Below are 16235 nucleotides of genomic sequence, written 5' to 3'. Positions count from 1 at the left end.
ACGGCGATTGCGTTCGAGAACTGGCAGTCGATGCCGTTTTTTAGCTGGTACACCGACAGCGGCTTCAGCGCTGAGGATTTGGTTTCAGCTCTGTTGGGCTTTTATAAAGTTGTGCAGCCACAAAATTACTGGCCCTGGCTGAAAATAGTCAGCAAAGAGGCGGCGCTCAGGCGCTGGGACTACTATGGCGCGCTGGGCAGTTTTAAAAACAAAGGATTTAACCCGCTGCTGTTCCCGGATCCCGCTGATACACGTATTCCTCATATTCCTTATAAAGGCAGGCTGCCGAATTTTATGATGTCGATTAGGCCGTTTACCCGGTTTGATTCTGATATCGTTCGTCGTATTGATGCCGGGGCGCAGGTTACTGTGGGATGGGAACGTTAATAAAAAATATGAAATGGCTAACGCGCACGCTGGGGTTAACGGTGGTAATGGTTATCGCCCTGGTTTTAGCCGACTGTAAAATGATGGGCGTGGCAGAAAAGAGCCCTGGTTTTAAACAGAGCGACTGGTGGCTTTATTACTCTTACGTTGATAACGAGCTCAAAAATGCGCCGCGTATTTCAGATGATTATTACTTTCGCTATGGGATGATGGACGGTCCTTCGCCAGAAATGAGCGCTATTATCTTTAATGGCGCAACGGATACCGCTGAGTTAGAAAACTACCTGACGGCTTTAGGATATCGGTATGTCCCTGACGATGAGTGGGGCGGACACTGGGAAAGAGAGGGCCGGCGGAAAACTGAATTTTATATATGGCAAAATAAAGAGCAGCAGATCATCCGGTTGACGAAATATAGTTTATAAACCAAAGCCCCGCTGGGGCTTTGCCTCTTAAACCGTCCCAGGCTCAAACCCGGCAAGCGCTTAACTCAACGTGATCTTTTCGCCCGCCTGCGCGCTACAGGCTTCCGACAGCAGTTGCCAGAATTCAGCGCCGCTGCGGTTGCAAATCCAGCTGCCGCTTTGATAATCGAAATGGTAACCGCCACCTTTGGTCGCCAGCCACACCTGGTGCAGCGGCTCCTGACGATTGATAATAATTTTGCTGCCGTTCTCAAAAGTGAGCGTCATAATTCCGGCATGGGTTTCATAATCGATATCGCTGTCGCCCTCGTAAGCGTCAAGCTGCCCGGTGTCACGCTGCATATCGTCTGGAAAGGGCCGGGAAATCCGCTCTATCTTCCCCATTTTCGAGACAGGTCTTAAGTGCGCGGCTGCGCTTCTCCCTTAATTTGCTCATAGTACAGGCTGTTTTTTCGCCAAAACCTTGTTGTTAACCATGCAGGGATAGCTATGAGCAAACGTAAGGATATTATTGATCCCCAGGCATCAGGGATAAAAGATACTGGGCTGGTTTATTCAGAAATTTTAGGCTGGATAGATTTAGGGCATGCGCGTGGGGGTGATATAACGGATTGCCTTGGGCAAATGGAAAGGGGCGAGGCCAGCGGGCAGCCTTACTATCTGGTTGAGTATCAGCAAACAATGACGTACCAGCCATTTAGCACCGGCCGCTGTTCACGCTGGAATATCAAACGAGGGCGAACGCTTACTGAAAGGCACAGCATTACGCTGGCGATGATGATGGACACGGCGATTGCGTTCGAGAACTGGCAGTCGATGCCGTTTTTTAGCTGGTACACCGACAGCGGCTTCAGCGCTGAGGATTTGGTTTCAGCTCTGTTGGGCTTTTATAAAGTTGTGCAGCCACAAAATTACTGGCCCTGGCTGAAAATAGTCAGCAAAGAGGCGGCGCTCAGGCGCTGGGACTACTATGGCGCGCTGGGCAGTTTTAAAAACAAAGGATTTAACCCGCTGCTGTTCCCGGATCCCGCTGATACACGTATTCCTCATATTCCTTATAAAGGCAGGCTGCCGAATTTTATGATGTCGATTAGGCCGTTTACCCGGTTTGATTCTGATATCGTTCGTCGTATCGACGCCGGAGCGCAGGTCACCGTTGGATGGGACGTTAAGAAAAAATGAAATGGCTTAAGTGGGCGCTGATGCTACTGCTGGTGGTACTGGTAATTAACGTTGTCGACTTTTTTTACATCAATACCAGCCTGATAAATAAGGCAGAGCGGAATCCCGGCTTCAAACAGAGCGAGCGGAGGCTTTATCACCTTTTCGTCGATGAAGATATCAAAAATGCGCCGCGTATAACTGATGATTATTACTTTCGCTTTCGCCGGATGGATGGCCCTTCTCCTGAAATTAGCGGTATTGTCTTTAATGGCACAACGGAAACGGCGGCATTAGAAAAGTATCTGACGGCTTTGGGGTATCAGCATGTCTCTGACGATGAGATTGGTCAACGCTGGGAAAAGGATGGCCGTACTGCCCCCAACATTTATATATGGCGCGATACAGAGAGCAGTATCATCTTTCTGACCAAATATTCTCTATAGAACAAAGCCCCCGCTGGGGCTTTGTCGTTTGAACCGTTAAAAATTCAGGCAGTTAGCGCAAAGTAACCGGCTCGCCCGCCTGCGCGCTACAGGCTTCCGACAGCAGTTGCCAGAATTCAGCGCCGCTGCGGTTGCAAATCCAGCTACCGCTTTGATAATCGAAATGGTAACCGCCACCTTTGGTCGCCAGCCACACCTGGTGCAGCGGCTCCTGACGATTGATAATAATTTTGCTGCCGTTCTCAAACGTAAGCGTCATAATTCCGGCATGGAGTTCATAATCGATATCGCTGTCGCCCTCCCAGGCGTCGAGCTGCTCTTCCAGCGTTAACATCAGATCGTCAGCTAACTGGTGAAATTCACTGTCTTGCATCATTGCTTCCTTTAAGTTTTGGTCGAGTATAGCGCGCCGGGAGCCGTTGCAACATCGTCTGATAAGAGAGAGATGCAGCACATCACGTCACCTTTTCCTGTTGCTTTTCCAAAGTCAGCTGCGATGATAAGCAACCATGAATATGCATCAATCATAAGCAGGAATACCATGAAGAAAACCATTTGTCGGCTGGCAATGGCGCTGGCGTTAACCAGCCTGGCTGGCTGCGGACTGAAAGGGCCGCTCTATTTTCCGCCGCAGGATAAGCCGAAACAGAGTTCACCACAGCCATCGGCCGGACAGTCCACTTCTTCTTCAACGGCGACCCAGCCGGATGGCCAACAGGACACTAACCTGACCAGCCCGGATGCGGATATGCAAGCGACGCAGTAATCATGATGGCCCAGCCGGCGGAGCAGAAAATGCAGTTCTCGAAAATGCACGGTCTTGGTAATGACTTTATGGTCGTTGATGCCGTCACGCAAAATGTCTATTTCTCGCCGGAGCTGATCCGCCGCCTTGCGGATCGTCATCTGGGCGTGGGCTTCGATCAGTTGCTGATCGTTGAGCCGCCGTACGATCCCGATCTTGATTTTCACTACCGGATTTTTAACGCCGACGGCAGCGAAGTGGCGCAGTGTGGCAACGGCGCGCGCTGTTTTGCCCGTTTTGTCCGTCTGAAAGGGCTGACGAATAAAAGCGATATCCGGGTCAGTACCCAAACGGGACGTATGGTGCTGAGCGTCACCAGTGACGAGCTGGTGCGCGTAAATATGGGCGAACCTAATTTTGAGCCGCAGCAGGTACCGTTTCGCGCCAACAAAGCGGAAAACCTGTACCTGCTGCGCGTCGCTGAGCAGACGCTGATGTTTGGCGTGGTTTCTATGGGCAATCCGCATTGCGTTATCCAGGTTGCCAGCGTCAAAACGGCGGCGGTGGAGACGTTGGGACCGATACTGGAAAGCCATGAGCGTTTCCCGGAGCGGGTAAATGTCGGCTTTATGGAAGTGGTTAGCCCGGAACATATCCGTCTGCGCGTTTACGAGCGCGGCGCGGGAGAGACGCAGGCCTGCGGCAGCGGAGCCTGTGCAGCAGTTGCCAGCGGCATACAGCAGGGATTACTGGCGGAAAAAGTGCGTGTCGATCTGCCCGGCGGCACGCTGCACATCGCCTGGAAAGGGCCGGGGAATCCGCTCTACATGACCGGACCGGCCACGCATGTTTACGATGGGTTTATTCATTTATGAAAAATGTCGAAGAGACAGCCTCAGAGCTGATGCTAAACGACGAAGCGGTAGGTGACTACCTGCGGCAAAATCCGGACTTTTTTATTCGCAATGCGCGCCAGGTAGAACAAATGGCGGTGCCGCATCCGGTGCGCGGCACCGTATCGCTGGTGGAATGGCATATGGCGCGGCAGCGTAACCATATTCAACAGCTGGAAGAAGAGATTACTCAGCTGATGGAGCAGGCATCTGCGAATCACCAGTTATTTGATCGCCTGCTTAGCCTGCAAAGCCACCTGGCCTCCGCGCCTTCGTTACAGGATATGCTAAACCGCCTGCAACGCTGGGCGCGTGATTTAGGCCTGGCCGGGGCGGATGTACGGCTATTCAGCGACCGCTGGCAGTTGGGCGCGCCGTCGAGCTTTACGCAACTGGCGCTATCGCGTCAGGCGTTTGAACCCGTGCGTATTCAGCTGCTGGGTAAAGAGCAGCACTATCTGGGCAGCCTGAACGGGCCGGAGCTGTTGCTGTTGTTGCCGCAGGCGCGCTCGGTGGGTTCAGTGGCGATGTCGCTGTTTGGCGAGCGTGGCGACCTGGGCGTATTGATCTTCAGCAGTCGCGATATGCATCATTATCAGCCCGGACAGGGCACTCTGCTGCTGCATTATCTGGCGCTGATGCTGCCGGAACTGTTGAACCGCTGGATAGCGCGCACATGAATACGATCGTGCCGCTGCAGGCCGCCGTGGACGGTTTCTTGCGCTATGTTCAGGTAGAGCGCCAGCTCAGCCCGTTAACGCATGAAAACTATGCGCGCCAGCTTACGGTGCTGACGGAACAGGTCAGTGAAATGAACATCACTGACTGGACGCAACTGGAACCGATGCATGTGCGGTCGCTGGCGGCAAAAGGGCATCGTGCCGGTTTACAGCCGGCGAGCCTGGCGCTGCGGCTTTCCGCTCTGCGCAGTTTTTTAGACTGGCTGGTCAGCCAGGGCGTGCTGAAGGCCAATCCGGCCAAAGGTATTGCCACGCCGCGCGCGCCGCGACATCTGCCGAAGAATATTGATGTCGATGAAGTTAATCAGCTATTGAGCATTGACCAAAACGATCCGCTGGCGGTGCGCGACCGCGCCATGATGGAAGTGATGTATGGCGCAGGGCTGCGTCTTTCCGAGCTGGTTGGCATCGATCTGCGCCATCTCGATCTGGAAGCGGGTGAAGTCTGGGTTACCGGCAAAGGCAGCAAAGAGCGCCGTTTGCCTATTGGGCGCACAGCGGTTGAATGGATTGAAAAGTGGCTAACGCTGCGTGCAGGCTTCGCGCCCAACGGCGATGCGCTGTTCATCTCAAAAGAAGGCAAGCGTATTTCGGTGCGCAACGTGCAGAAACGCTTCGCCGAATGGGGCGTTAAGCAAGGCGTCAGCAGCCACGTTCATCCTCACAAGCTGCGCCACTCTTTTGCCACGCATATGCTGGAATCCAGCGGTGATTTACGCGCGGTACAGGAGCTACTGGGTCATGCCAGCCTCTCGACAACGCAAATCTACACCCATCTCGACTTTCAGCACCTGGCGTCAGTGTATGATGAAGCGCATCCACGCGCCAAACGAGGAAAATCCTGATGCATTTTTACCGTCGGCTGCAGCCGATCAAAGCGATTACCTTCGATCTGGATGACACGCTGTATGACAACCATCCGGTGATCCTGAAAACCACGCGGGAATCGCACCGCTTTTTGCAGTCATGGCATCCCGATCTGCATGATTTTTCGGTGGAAGCCTATCAGCAGCTGCGCAATCAACTGCTGGCGCAGGAACCTGATATCTGTCATGACGTCACGGAATGGCGGCGGCGCACCGTGGAACTGGCGATGCTGAATATCGGCCTGACGCCTGCCGAGGCGCAGGAAGGTGCGGATAAGGTCATGGAAGTGTTCGCCCACTGGCGTAGCCAGGTTGATGTCCCACCGGAAACGCACGTGGCGCTGGCGGCGCTGGCGGAGCGGGTTCCGCTGGTGGCGATAACCAACGGCAACGCCGAACCCCATCTGTTCGGGCTTGACCGCTATTTTCAGTTTGTGCTGCGTGCCGGCCCGCACGGGCGCGCGAAACCGTATCAGGATATGTATCATCTGGCGGCGCAGCGATTAAAACTCGCGCCGGAAAATATCCTGCACGTGGGTGACGATCTCACTACCGATGTGGCTGGCGCGGTGCGCTACGGTATGCAGGCCTGCTGGATCAATCTGCGTGAGGGCAACCTGATGCAGATTGACGATGCGCGACTATTGCCGCATGTAGAAATTACGCAGTTGGCATCGCTGACGGCGCTGATATAATCTTCTGTACAAATATCCAGTGACTTTGCTGGAGCGATTCTCCTGACTGACGGTGCTTATGGACGTTTCTGACCTGCTAAACAGCCTGAATGATAAACAGCGCGAAGCCGTGGCGGCTCCACGCAATAACCTGCTGGTGCTGGCAGGCGCGGGCAGCGGCAAGACACGCGTGCTGGTGCATCGTATCGCCTGGCTGCTAACGGTAGAGAACTGCTCGCCCTACTCAATTATGGCGGTTACCTTTACCAACAAAGCCGCCGCAGAGATGCGCCATCGTATTGAGCAGCTTATCGGCACCAGTCAGGGCGGCATGTGGATCGGGACGTTCCACGGTCTGGCGCATCGTTTGTTGCGCGCGCATCACCTTGATGCCCGACTGCCGCAGGACTTCCAAATCCTCGACAGCGAAGATCAGCTGCGCCTGCTGAAGCGGCTGATTAAGGCAATGAATCTGGATGAAAAACAGTGGCCGCCGCGTCAGGCGATGTGGTACATCAACGGCAAAAAAGATGAGGGTTTGCGTCCTCAGAATATTGAAAGCTACGGCAATCCGGTGGAGCAAACCTGGCTGCGCATTTATCAGGCCTATCAGGAATCGTGCGATCGTGCCGGGCTGGTTGATTTTGCCGAGCTGCTGCTGCGCGCCCATGAGCTGTGGCTGAATAAGCCGCACATTCTTAACCACTATCGTGAACGCTTCACCAACATCATGGTGGATGAGTTTCAGGATACCAACAATATCCAGTACGCCTGGATTAGAATGCTGGCTGGCGACAGCAGCCGGGTGATGATCGTTGGTGATGACGACCAGTCCATTTATGGCTGGCGCGGCGCGCAGGTGGAAAACATTCAGCGTTTCCTGAACGATTTTCGCGGCGCAGAAACCATTCGTCTGGAGCAAAACTATCGCTCCACCAACAATATCCTGAAGGCTGCCAACGCCCTGATTGCCAACAACAATGGCCGACTGGGAAAAGAGCTCTGGACCGACGGCAGCGACGGTGAGCCGATCTCACTCTATTGCGCTTTCAACGAGCTGGATGAAGCGCGCTTTGTGGTGAACCGTATCAAAGTGTGGCAGGAGAACGGCGGCGCGCTCAGCGACTGTGCGATTCTTTATCGCAGCAACGCCCAGTCACGTGTGCTGGAAGAGGCGCTGCTACAGGCCAGTATGCCGTATCGTATTTACGGCGGCATGCGCTTCTTTGAACGTCAGGAGATCAAAGATGCACTCGCCTACCTGCGCCTGATCGCCAACCGTAACGATGATGCCGCCTTTGAACGTGTGGTAAATACGCCGACGCGCGGCATTGGCGATCGCACGCTGGACGTGGTGCGCCAGGCGTCGCGTGACCGTCAGCTAACGTTATGGCAGGCGAGCCGCGAGTTGCTGCAGGAAAAGGCGCTGGCCGGACGTGCCGCTTCGGCGCTACAGCGCTTTACCGAACTGGTGGATTCGCTGGCGCAGGAAACGGCGGAGCTGCCTCTGCATATTCAAACTGACCGGGTGATCAAAGATTCCGGCCTGTGGCTGATGTATGAGCAGGAAAAAGGCGAGAAGGGCCAGGCGCGTATCGAAAACTTAGAAGAGCTGGTGAACGCCACGCGTCAGTACAGCTATCAGGACGAAGATCAAGATTTGATGCCGTTGCAGGCGTTTCTGTCGCACGCGGCGCTGGAAGCGGGTGAAGGCCAGGCTGATAAATGGCAGGACGCGGCCCAGCTGATGACCATGCATGCTGCCAAGGGGCTGGAGTTCAGCCAGGTCTTTATTGTCGGCATGGAAGAGGGGATGTTCCCCAGCCAGATGGCGCTCGACGAGGGCGGCAGGCTGGAAGAGGAGCGCCGTCTCGCCTACGTTGGCGTTACCCGCGCAATGAAAAAGCTGACGTTAACCTATGCGGAAACGCGTCGGCTCTACGGGAAAGAAGTTTATCATCGCCCGTCGCGCTTTATCGGTGAACTGCCGGAAGAGTGTGTGGATGAGGTACGCCTGCGCGCCAGCATTAGCCGTCCGGTTAACCATCAGCGGATGGGCACGCCGGTGGCGCAGAACGACAGCGGCTTTACGCTGGGGCAGCGCGTGCGCCACGCCAAGTTTGGCGAAGGCACCATCATCAACCTTGAAGGCAGCGGCGATCACAGCCGTCTGCAGGTCGCGTTTCAGGGGCAGGGCATTAAATGGCTGGTGGCCGCCTATGCGCGGCTTGAAGCGGTATAGCATTTGCCGCCGCGCTAAGCTGGCGCAGCCTGCTCTTGTCTGGTCGCATGCGCGTCAGACGACAATTTTCTCGCGTTACTGAAAAGTCCGGGCGCTGCCGCTGGCGGCGTCCTGCTTCGCTTGACGCCTTTTTCGTCTCAGCGTAACATGCGCGCACCATCACCCTAAGAGGACTTTCGCCTTGGACACTCCCAGTCGATGCTGGCTCACCTACCTTATTAACAGGTACAACCCCTAAGGCCATCCTCTTATGCTGATAGCCTTTGTGGTTGTCAGCGACCGCATTTCCCGTCGCACGAGTTAGCGTTTACCACCGACTGAAACTCAGGTTTCTGTGTTCTGGCGTATTGTCCCGTTTGAATGACCCATTGGGAGTACTGCTATGCTGAGCGCTTTTAAACTGGATCACAGCCGCCTTACACGCCTGGAACTGGAAGATACGCCGGAAGATCTGGTTTCTTCGGTTTGGGTCGATTTGATCGAGCCCGAAGAAGCAGAACGCGAGCGCGTACAAAATGAACTGGGTCAAAGCCTGGCGACCCGTCCCGAACTGGAAGATATCGAAGCCTCCGCGCGCTTCTTTGAAGACGAAGATGGCCTGCATATTCACTCCTTCTTTTTCTATGAAGATGCCAAAGATCACGCAGGCAACGCCACCGTCGCCTTCACCATTCGCGAAGGGCGTCTCTATACGCTGCGCGAGCGCGAGCTGCCGGCGTTTCGTCTCTATCGTATGCGCGCCCGCAGTCAGACGCTGATTGACGGCAACGCCTATGAACTGTTGCTGGATCTGTTTGAAACCAAAATTGAACAGCTGGCAGATGAGATTGAAAACATCTACAGCGATCTGGAAAAGCTGAGCCGGGTGATTATGGAAGGGCAGCAGGGCGACGAGTTTGATCAGGCGCTCTCTACGCTGGCGGAGCTGGAAGATATTGGCTGGAAAGTTCGCCTGTGCCTGATGGATACCCAGCGTGCGCTGAATTTCCTGGTGCGTAAGGCGCGCTTGCCTAATAACCAGCTGGAGCAGGCACGGGAAATCCTGCGCGATATCGAATCACTGCTGCCGCACAATGAATCCCTGTTCCAGAAGGTTAACTTTCTGATGCAGGCGGCAATGGGCTTTATCAACATCGAGCAGAACCGCATTATCAAAATCTTCTCGGTGGTATCGGTGGTGTTCCTGCCGCCGACGCTGGTGGCCTCAAGTTACGGCATGAACTTTGAGTTTATGCCGGAGCTGAAATGGAGTTTTGGTTATCCTGCCGCTATCGGCCTGATGATCCTCGCCGGACTGGCGCCCTATCTCTACTTCAAACGTAAAAACTGGCTTTAACGCTGCCGGGCCGGAGATCTTCTCCGGCCTGTTGTTGCTGGTATTCCCGACGGGTTGGACGTAACCTTACGTTTTTCAAGCCTCTGTGATCGTTCCTTTCTATGGAAAAGCTCTCGCGCAATCAGCAGTGGTTAACGCTTATCGGCGTTTCCCTGCTGCTGGGTTTTATACTGCAATATTTTCATGTACCGGCCGCGCTGCTGCTGGGCCCGATGATCGTCGGCGTAGTCATGGGGCTGCTGGGCGCGACGCTGCGTATTGATAAGCGGCTGTTTATTCTCTGTCAGGCGGTGCTGGGCTGCATGATCGCGCAAAGCCTGTCGCCCTCGGTTATCGAGCCGCTGATTGCCGACTGGCCGATTGTGCTGACGGTTCTGCTGCTGACGCTGGCAGCCAGCGGGCTGTCTGGCTTCTTGCTGGTGCGCTACAGTGATTTGCCCGGGCCAACCGGCGCGTGGGGTTCTTCGCCAGGCGGGGCATCAGCGATGGTGGCGATGGCTGCGGATTATGGCGCTGATGCGCGGCTGGTGGCGTTTATGCAGTATCTGCGCGTGCTGTTTGTCGCCACCGCCGCAGCGATGGTGGCGCGTATCGGTTTGGGTGATGATGCGCAGCATGCCGCGCCGCAGCTCTGGTTTCCGCCGCTGGATATGCGTTTTGTTATTACGCTGGGCATTGTGCTGCTGGGGGCGTTTCTGGGGCAGCGTTTTCGCATCCCTTCCGGCGCGCTGCTGCTGCCTGCGCTGGCGGGCGCGGCCCTGCAAAGCAGCGGGACAGTAGAGCTACAGGTGCCGGAGTGGTTGCTGGCGACCGCCTACGCATTGATCGGTTGGTCGGTTGGGCTACGCTTTACGCGCCCGATATTTCGTCTGGCGCTGCGCACGTTACCGCAGATGCTTGCCTCTATTATCGGGCTAATGCTGTTGTGTGGCGCGATGGCCTGGATGCTGACGAAGCTGCTGGATATCGATCTGCTGACTGCTTATCTGGCAACCAGCCCTGGCGGGCTGGATACCGTGGCGATTATCGCGGCAGGGAGCCGCGTTGACATCGCTTTTGTTATGGCGCTACAAACCCTTCGGCTGTTTACCATTTTGCTTACCGGCCCGGCGCTGGCGCGTTTTATATCACGCTTTGCGCGTTCCTGACCGGCGCAGGGTATAGAGCGCATCAATAATAAACAGCGCCAGCGCCAGCCAGATAAAGCCAAAGGTGACCGCTTTATCTGGCGTCATGATTTCGCCATAAAACAGCACCGCCAGCAGGAACATCAGCGTAGGGCCGAGATATTGAAAAAAGCCCAGCGTCGACAGACGCAGATGCGTGGCGGCGGCGGTGAACAGCATCAGCGGAATGGTGGTAACGACCCCGGCGGCGATCAGCAGCAGGTTGAGCGAGGCGCTATTGTTACCGAGATGGCTGGTGGCACTGTCGGCAATGCCAAACAGATAAATCGACGCCAGCGGAAACAGCCATAATGTTTCAATCAACATCCCGCTCTGGGCATCTACCGCAATTTTCTTACGCACCAGCCCATACAGGGAAAAGCTCAATGCCAGCCCCAGCGCGATAATTGGCAGCGAACCAAACTTCCACAGCTGCACCAGTACGCCGCAGGTCGCCAATGCCACCGCAACCCACTGCATGCGCCGAAAACGTTCGCCCAGAAACACCATGCCGATGACCACGTTCAGCAGAGGATTAATAAAATATCCCAGGCTGGCCTCCAGCATATGGTGATTATTTACCGCCCAGATAAACAGCAGCCAGTTGCCGCCGACCAGCGTGGCGGAGACCGCCAGCAAAAGCACCTTTTTAGGCTGCTGAATGACCGAGGTTACGCGCCGCCAGCTGCGGGTCAGTGAGATAAGCCCCAGCATAAACAGCGCCGACCAGATAACGCGATGCGTCATGATCTCGCCGGGAGCAACGTCCTGAAGTAGTTTGAAATAGGCGGGCGCTATGCCCCAGATAAAATAAGCGCACAGCGCACAGAGAATACCCTGGCGCGTTTGTTGTGTATCCATCACCTTGTTCTCGGGGTAAAGGCGCAAGTGTAAAGGAAAAGCGGGCGCAGCGGTGAAAATTAGCCGACCAGATAGGTTGCGGTAGCGCTGGCGATATGAACGCCCGCATCGTTATGCAACTCCACACGCGCCACGGAAATTTTATTGCCGGCGCGCAGTAAGCTACTGGCGGCAATAAAATGCTCCCCGCGTCCGGGCCGCAAGTAATCTACGCGCAGATCAATGGTTCCCATGCGCGCCAGACGCTGGCGTAATTCCTGTTCGGTAATCTTCTCATGTCGCGTCAGCGAGGCAGTGACGCACACCAGGCCCGCCGCCACATCCAGCACTGAGGCAATAACGCCGCCATGCAAAATCTGTTGGGCTACATTGCCCACCAGCATCGTTTTACTGGCAAAACGCAGTTCGGCGTAATCGGCATCAAGGCGTTTTAGCTCCAGGCCGAGCGCCTGATTAAAGGGCATATGATAAACAAATATCTCGCCAATAAGCTGACGTGCCGCTGTCGAAGTTAACTGAGTCTCTGACATAAAAGGATTTTCCTGAAGCCCATGCGTAATGTGCGATCATGTTAACAAATTGTGTATTCTATGCTGCCAGGAAAGTGCTTTCCACTTTCAGAAAACAGCGCTGAATTCATCCGGGAATTGTGTGTAGAATGGCCTGCTTTTTTTACATAATGGCCCTTTGAATGGCACACAGCGCTTCACCGGAGAATACTATGCGGATGCTAAGAGGATTAGTTGCGGCGGCCTTATTACTGCCCGTATTGGCGCAGGCTAAAGAAGCCACCGTCAAGGAAATACATGATGCCCCAGCGGTACGCGGCAGCATTATCGCTAACCTGCTGGAAAAGCATGATAATCCCTTTGTGCTGTATCCCTATGAACGCAACTATCTGCTCTATACCTGGACCAGCGACCTTAACAGGGAAGCCATTGAGTCCTATGATTGGGCTGACAACGCGAAAAAGGATGAGGTACAATTCCAGCTCAGCCTGGCGTTTCCTTTATGGCGCGGTATTCTGGGCGATAATTCGGTGCTGGCCGCTTCTTATACCCAACGTTCCTGGTGGCAGCTCTCTAACCGTGGCGAGTCATCGCCTTTCCGTGAAACAAATTACGAACCACAAATTTTTCTCGGTTGGGCAACGGATTACTCGTTTGCCGGCTGGACGCTGCGCGATGTGGAGTTTGGCTTTAGCCATCAGTCCAATGGGCGCTCCGATCCTACTTCCCGCAGCTGGAACCGCGTTTATGCGCGCCTGATGGCGCAAAACGGCAACTTCCTGGCGGAAATTAAGCCCTGGTATCGCCTGTCAGAAGGCTCCAGCAGCGATGATAACCCTGACATCACTAAATACATGGGTTACTATCGCGCCAAACTGGGCTACCAGATGGGCGACAGCATTTTCAGCATTCAGGGTACCTATAACTGGAATACCGGTTACGGCGGCGCGGAACTGGGCTGGAGCTATCCGATTAGCGAGCATGTGCGTTTTTATACCCAGGTATTCAGTGGCTACGGCGAATCGTTAATCGATTATAATCACCGCCAGACTCGCGTCGGCGTTGGCGTAACCTTAAACGATCTGTTCTGATCCAGGCGCGCCCGGCGGGTCTGTCACTTAGCTATTCTCTCTTCGGGCGGCATGCCGCCCGTCAAGTCATCATTATGCAGTGCAATACGGGGAAGACGTGTCTACGGCGGCAGTAATCAATCACGAAGCGCTGGCTGAACAGGTATTACGTGATACCTTCGGCTATCAGCAGTTTCGCCCCGGGCAGCAAACCATCATTCAGGCGTCGCTGAGCGGCCGGGATTGTCTGGTGGTGATGCCCACTGGCGGCGGAAAATCGCTCTGTTATCAAATTCCGGCCTTGCTGCGCGACGGCCTGACGCTGGTCGTTTCTCCGCTTATCTCGCTGATGAAAGATCAGGTCGATCAGTTGCTGGCGAATGGCGTAGCGGCAGCATGCCTGAACTCATCGCAAACACGGGAAGAGCAGCAGGCGGTGATGGCGGGATGCCGTAGCGGCGAGGTGCGATTGTTGTATATCGCGCCGGAACGCCTCATGATGGATAACTTCCTTGACAGCCTGACGCGCTGGAACCCGGCGATGCTGGCGGTAGACGAAGCGCACTGTATTTCCCAGTGGGGCCACGATTTCCGTCCTGAATATGGTGCGCTGGGTCAGCTGCGTCAGCGTTTTCCAGCGCTGCCGGTGATGGCCTTAACGGCCACCGCCGACGAAACCACCCGTAACGATATTGTTCGGTTGCTGCAGCTTGAGGATCCGCTGATTCAGATCAGCAGTTTCGACCGGCCCAATATTCGCTATATGCTGGTAGAAAAATTCAAGCCTACCGAGCAGCTGTTGCGTTACGTACAGGATCAGCGCGGCAAAAGCGGCATCATTTACTGCAACAGCCGGGCCAAAGTAGAAGACACTGCCGCCCGCCTGCAAAGTCGCGGTCTGAGCGTTGGCGCCTATCATGCCGGAATGGACAACGCGCATCGAGCCCAGGTGCAGGAGGCTTTTCAGCGCGACGATTTACAAATCGTGGTGGCGACTGTCGCTTTCGGTATGGGCATCAACAAGCCCAACGTCCGCTTTGTGGTACATTTTGATATTCCACGTAATATCGAATCTTACTATCAGGAAACCGGCCGCGCCGGACGTGATGGCCTGCCGGCCGAGGCGATGCTGCTCTACGATCCAGCGGATATGGCCTGGCTACGTCGCTGTCTGGAAGAGAAGGCGCCCGGTCCGCTGCAGGATATCGAACGCCATAAGCTTAATGCAATGGGCGCTTTCGCCGAAGCGCAAACCTGTCGCCGTCTGGTGCTGCTGAACTATTTTGGCGAAGGTCGCCAGCAACCATGCGGCAACTGCGATATCTGTCTCGATCCGCCACGACGCTATGATGGCCTGGTTGAGGCGCAAAAGGCGCTCTCCACGATTTACCGCGTTGGTCAGCGTTTCGGCATGGGCTACGTGGTGGAAGTACTGCGCGGTGCCAGCAACCAGCGCATTCGCGATCAGGGGCACGATAAGCTGCCGGTATATGGTATCGGTCGCGAGCAAAGCCACGAGCACTGGGTCAGCGTATTGCGCCAGCTGATTCATCTGGGGCTGGTGGCACAGAACATCACGCTACATTCAGCGCTACAGCTTACCGAGGCGGCGAGGCCGATTTTACGGGGTGAAGCGCCGCTGATGCTGGCGGTGCCGCGTTTGGTCACCGTTAAGCCGAAATATAACAACCAGAAAAGCTACGGCGGCAACTACGATCGCAAGCTGTTTGCAAAATTGCGCAAGCTGCGTAAAGCGATTGCCGACGAAGAAAATATTCCGCCTTATGTGGTGTTTAACGATGCGACGCTGATTGAGATGGCGGAACAGATGCCAATTACCGCCTCGGAAATGCTCAGCGTCAACGGCGTCGGACATCGTAAGCTGGAGCGTTTTGGTAAACCTTTCCTGGTAATGATCCGCGAACATGTGGATGGTGAAGAGTAAAACCCGCCCTAAAAATCGTGCGTGCAGCAATTACTGCAGATAACAGATGAACAGAATAGCCTTTGGCGTAATAATCACAGGCACCCCGGGATAGCCAGACGGCTGTCCCGTTTCATTTATCGGCAAGGAAACTGTTATGCTCGCGCTTTTTCTTACCGTCGCTGCAGTGCATTTGGTTGCACTGATGAGCCCCGGACCAGACTTCTTTTTTGTTTCGCAAACTGCTGCCAGTCGCTCCCGTAAAGAGGCGATGATGGGCGTGCTGGGCATCACGCTGGGTATTGTTATCTGGGCTGGCGTCGCGCTGATGGGATTACATCTGATCCTGCAAAAAATGGCGTGGCTGCATGAAGTGATTATGGTATGTGGCGGGATCTATCTGACCTGGCTGGGCTGGCAACTGATGCGTTCGGCGCGTCGGCAGCATCGTCAACCTGCTGCAGAAAATGCGGAAGTGCAGGTGGAGCTGGCAAAAAAAGGGCACAGTTTTCTCAAAGGCTTCCTGACCAATCTTTCTAACCCTAAAGCGGTTATCTATTTCGGCAGCGTTTTTTCACTGTTTGTTGGCGATGATGTCTCCGCAGGCGAGCGCTGGGGACTGTTCGTGCTGATTATCAGCGAAACGTTCGCCTGGTTTACGCTGGTGGCGGCGGTCTTCGCGCTCCCCTGGATGCGTCGCCAGTATCAGCGTATGGCGAAATGGATCGATGGCATGGCAGGGGTATTGTTCGCCGGGTTCGGCATCCATCTGATCCTCTCACGCTAGGTG

19 protein-coding genes and 1 pseudogene are annotated in these 16235 nt (G+C 55.0%); 16 read left to right on the top strand and 4 right to left on the bottom strand.

Annotated elements, in window-relative coordinates:
• Nucleotides 1–387 (top strand): annotated as a pseudogene (locus ACQE3Y_RS19505) (hypothetical protein); the annotation flags it as partial.
• A 41-nt stretch (nt 388–428) separates the two neighbouring features.
• Nucleotides 429–812, top strand: a complete 384-nt coding sequence (locus ACQE3Y_RS19500) for a hypothetical protein (protein ID WP_426982323.1) — start codon at nt 429–431, stop codon at nt 810–812.
• 60 nt (nt 813–872) lie between these two features.
• Here the strand turns inward: ACQE3Y_RS19500 and cyaY (ACQE3Y_RS19495) are convergent, their stop codons facing one another.
• Nucleotides 873–1154, bottom strand: coding sequence for an iron donor protein CyaY (cyaY, locus tag ACQE3Y_RS19495; RefSeq protein WP_426982324.1), 282 nt, complete (start codon nt 1152–1154; stop codon nt 873–875).
• Between the two features lie 147 nt (nt 1155–1301).
• Between cyaY (ACQE3Y_RS19495) and ACQE3Y_RS19490 the strand changes: the two genes are divergently transcribed.
• The gene (locus tag ACQE3Y_RS19490) at nt 1302–1994 is read left to right on the top strand and encodes a hypothetical protein (RefSeq protein WP_426982322.1); all 693 of its coding nucleotides are present in this window, start codon (nt 1302–1304) and stop codon (nt 1992–1994) included.
• A complete protein-coding gene (locus ACQE3Y_RS19485) occupies nt 1991–2419 on the top strand; it encodes a hypothetical protein (RefSeq protein ID WP_426982321.1) in 429 nt (142 codons plus the stop codon). Before ACQE3Y_RS19490 ends, ACQE3Y_RS19485 begins: the two co-directional genes overlap by 4 nt.
• 52 nt (nt 2420–2471) lie before the next feature.
• Here ACQE3Y_RS19485 and cyaY (ACQE3Y_RS19480) read toward each other — a convergent pair whose 3' ends face one another.
• Nucleotides 2472–2792, bottom strand: coding sequence for an iron donor protein CyaY (cyaY, locus tag ACQE3Y_RS19480; RefSeq protein ID WP_426982320.1), 321 nt, complete (start codon nt 2790–2792; stop codon nt 2472–2474).
• A gap of 168 nt (nt 2793–2960) precedes the next feature.
• On the opposite strand from cyaY (ACQE3Y_RS19480), the gene lptM reads away from it, so the two are divergent.
• The 9 genes from lptM (at nt 2961) to ACQE3Y_RS19435 (ending at nt 11063) form a co-directional block, all read left to right on the top strand.
• Nucleotides 2961–3185, top strand: a complete 225-nt coding sequence (gene lptM, locus ACQE3Y_RS19475; protein WP_250651134.1) for an LPS translocon maturation chaperone LptM — start codon at nt 2961–2963, stop codon at nt 3183–3185.
• A 29-nt stretch (nt 3186–3214) separates the two neighbouring features.
• The gene (gene dapF / locus ACQE3Y_RS19470) at nt 3215–4039 is read left to right on the top strand and encodes a diaminopimelate epimerase (RefSeq protein WP_250652782.1); all 825 of its coding nucleotides are present in this window, start codon (nt 3215–3217) and stop codon (nt 4037–4039) included.
• Nucleotides 4036–4737 (top strand): DUF484 domain-containing protein, encoded by a 702-nt coding sequence (locus ACQE3Y_RS19465; protein WP_426975095.1) that lies wholly within the window; start codon nt 4036–4038, stop codon nt 4735–4737. Before dapF ends, ACQE3Y_RS19465 begins: the two co-directional genes overlap by 4 nt.
• Nucleotides 4734–5642 (top strand): tyrosine recombinase XerC, encoded by a 909-nt coding sequence (gene xerC, locus ACQE3Y_RS19460; protein ID WP_426982319.1) that lies wholly within the window; start codon nt 4734–4736, stop codon nt 5640–5642. The genes ACQE3Y_RS19465 and xerC overlap by 4 nt, the downstream gene beginning before the upstream one ends.
• Nucleotides 5642–6358 carry a 5-amino-6-(5-phospho-D-ribitylamino)uracil phosphatase YigB gene (yigB, locus tag ACQE3Y_RS19455; protein ID WP_426975097.1) on the top strand — a complete coding sequence of 239 codons (717 nt, stop codon included), beginning with the start codon at nt 5642–5644 and terminating at the stop codon, nt 6356–6358. The genes xerC and yigB overlap by 1 nt, the downstream gene beginning before the upstream one ends.
• Nucleotides 6359–6416: 58 nt before the next feature.
• Complete coding sequence (gene uvrD, locus ACQE3Y_RS19450; protein WP_426975098.1) at nt 6417–8579, top strand: DNA helicase II; 2163 nt, start codon at nt 6417–6419, stop codon at nt 8577–8579.
• A 181-nt stretch (nt 8580–8760) separates the two neighbouring features.
• Nucleotides 8761–8817 (top strand): YsgD/CorL family protein, encoded by a 57-nt coding sequence (gene ysgD, locus ACQE3Y_RS19445; protein WP_418304150.1) that lies wholly within the window; start codon nt 8761–8763, stop codon nt 8815–8817.
• A 144-nt stretch (nt 8818–8961) separates the two neighbouring features.
• Complete coding sequence (gene corA, locus ACQE3Y_RS19440; protein ID WP_085069473.1) at nt 8962–9915, top strand: magnesium/cobalt transporter CorA; 954 nt, start codon at nt 8962–8964, stop codon at nt 9913–9915.
• Between the two features lie 101 nt (nt 9916–10016).
• Nucleotides 10017–11063, top strand: coding sequence for an AbrB family transcriptional regulator (locus tag ACQE3Y_RS19435; RefSeq protein WP_426982318.1), 1047 nt, complete (start codon nt 10017–10019; stop codon nt 11061–11063).
• Here ACQE3Y_RS19435 and rarD read toward each other — a convergent pair.
• Together rarD and ACQE3Y_RS19425 are read right to left on the bottom strand one after the other, a co-directional pair.
• Complete coding sequence (gene rarD, locus ACQE3Y_RS19430) at nt 11043–11942, bottom strand: EamA family transporter RarD (protein WP_426975100.1); 900 nt, start codon at nt 11940–11942, stop codon at nt 11043–11045. The genes ACQE3Y_RS19435 and rarD overlap by 21 nt on opposite strands.
• Nucleotides 11943–12001: 59 nt before the next feature.
• On the bottom strand, nt 12002–12472 hold the full coding sequence (locus ACQE3Y_RS19425; RefSeq protein ID WP_426982317.1) for a thioesterase family protein: 471 nt from the start codon (nt 12470–12472) through the stop codon (nt 12002–12004).
• Between the two features lie 191 nt (nt 12473–12663).
• Between ACQE3Y_RS19425 and pldA the strand changes: the two genes are divergently transcribed.
• From pldA to rhtC, 3 genes are all read left to right on the top strand, one after another.
• On the top strand, nt 12664–13542 hold the full coding sequence (pldA, locus tag ACQE3Y_RS19420; RefSeq protein ID WP_426975102.1) for a phospholipase A: 879 nt from the start codon (nt 12664–12666) through the stop codon (nt 13540–13542).
• 97 nt (nt 13543–13639) lie between these two features.
• A complete protein-coding gene (gene recQ / locus ACQE3Y_RS19415; protein WP_085069483.1) occupies nt 13640–15466 on the top strand; it encodes an ATP-dependent DNA helicase RecQ in 1827 nt (608 codons plus the stop codon).
• Nucleotides 15467–15602: 136 nt separating this feature from the next.
• Nucleotides 15603–16232, top strand: a complete 630-nt coding sequence (gene rhtC / locus ACQE3Y_RS19410; protein WP_426975104.1) for a threonine export protein RhtC — start codon at nt 15603–15605, stop codon at nt 16230–16232.
• Nucleotides 16233–16235: the final 3 nt, after the last annotated feature.

This window comes from Pantoea sp. FN0305 (genome assembly GCF_050113845.1).
GTDB lineage: Bacteria > Pseudomonadota > Gammaproteobacteria > Enterobacterales > Enterobacteriaceae > Mixta > Mixta alhagi.
Note: the sequence above shows the minus strand (reverse complement) of the source record. Positions and strands in the feature narration are given on the sequence as shown.

Bases quoted from the DNA above. Each gene is read 5' to 3' on its own strand.
- ACQE3Y_RS19435 (WP_426982318.1), top strand. From the start codon at position 10,017: ATGGAAAAGCTCTCGCGCAATCAGCAGTGGTTAACGCTTATCGGCGTT.
- yigB (WP_426975097.1), top strand. From the start codon at position 5,642: ATGCATTTTTACCGTCGGCTGCAGCCGATCAAAGCGATTACCTTCGAT.
- pldA (WP_426975102.1), top strand. From the start codon at position 12,664: ATGCGGATGCTAAGAGGATTAGTTGCGGCGGCCTTATTACTGCCCGTA.
- ACQE3Y_RS19465 (WP_426975095.1), top strand. From the start codon at position 4,036: ATGAAAAATGTCGAAGAGACAGCCTCAGAGCTGATGCTAAACGACGAA.
- rarD (WP_426975100.1), bottom strand. From the start codon at position 11,942: ATGGATACACAACAAACGCGCCAGGGTATTCTCTGTGCGCTGTGCGCT.
- ACQE3Y_RS19485 (WP_426982321.1), top strand. From the start codon at position 1,991: ATGAAATGGCTTAAGTGGGCGCTGATGCTACTGCTGGTGGTACTGGTA.
- ACQE3Y_RS19425 (WP_426982317.1), bottom strand. From the start codon at position 12,472: ATGTCAGAGACTCAGTTAACTTCGACAGCGGCACGTCAGCTTATTGGC.
- cyaY (WP_426982324.1), bottom strand. From the start codon at position 1,154: ATGCAGCGTGACACCGGGCAGCTTGACGCTTACGAGGGCGACAGCGAT.
- xerC (WP_426982319.1), top strand. From the start codon at position 4,734: ATGAATACGATCGTGCCGCTGCAGGCCGCCGTGGACGGTTTCTTGCGC.
- dapF (WP_250652782.1), top strand. From the start codon at position 3,215: ATGCAGTTCTCGAAAATGCACGGTCTTGGTAATGACTTTATGGTCGTT.
- rhtC (WP_426975104.1), top strand. From the start codon at position 15,603: ATGCTCGCGCTTTTTCTTACCGTCGCTGCAGTGCATTTGGTTGCACTG.
- cyaY (WP_426982320.1), bottom strand. From the start codon at position 2,792: ATGCAAGACAGTGAATTTCACCAGTTAGCTGACGATCTGATGTTAACG.
- corA (WP_085069473.1), top strand. From the start codon at position 8,962: ATGCTGAGCGCTTTTAAACTGGATCACAGCCGCCTTACACGCCTGGAA.
- ACQE3Y_RS19490 (WP_426982322.1), top strand. From the start codon at position 1,302: ATGAGCAAACGTAAGGATATTATTGATCCCCAGGCATCAGGGATAAAA.
- uvrD (WP_426975098.1), top strand. From the start codon at position 6,417: ATGGACGTTTCTGACCTGCTAAACAGCCTGAATGATAAACAGCGCGAA.
- lptM (WP_250651134.1), top strand. From the start codon at position 2,961: ATGAAGAAAACCATTTGTCGGCTGGCAATGGCGCTGGCGTTAACCAGC.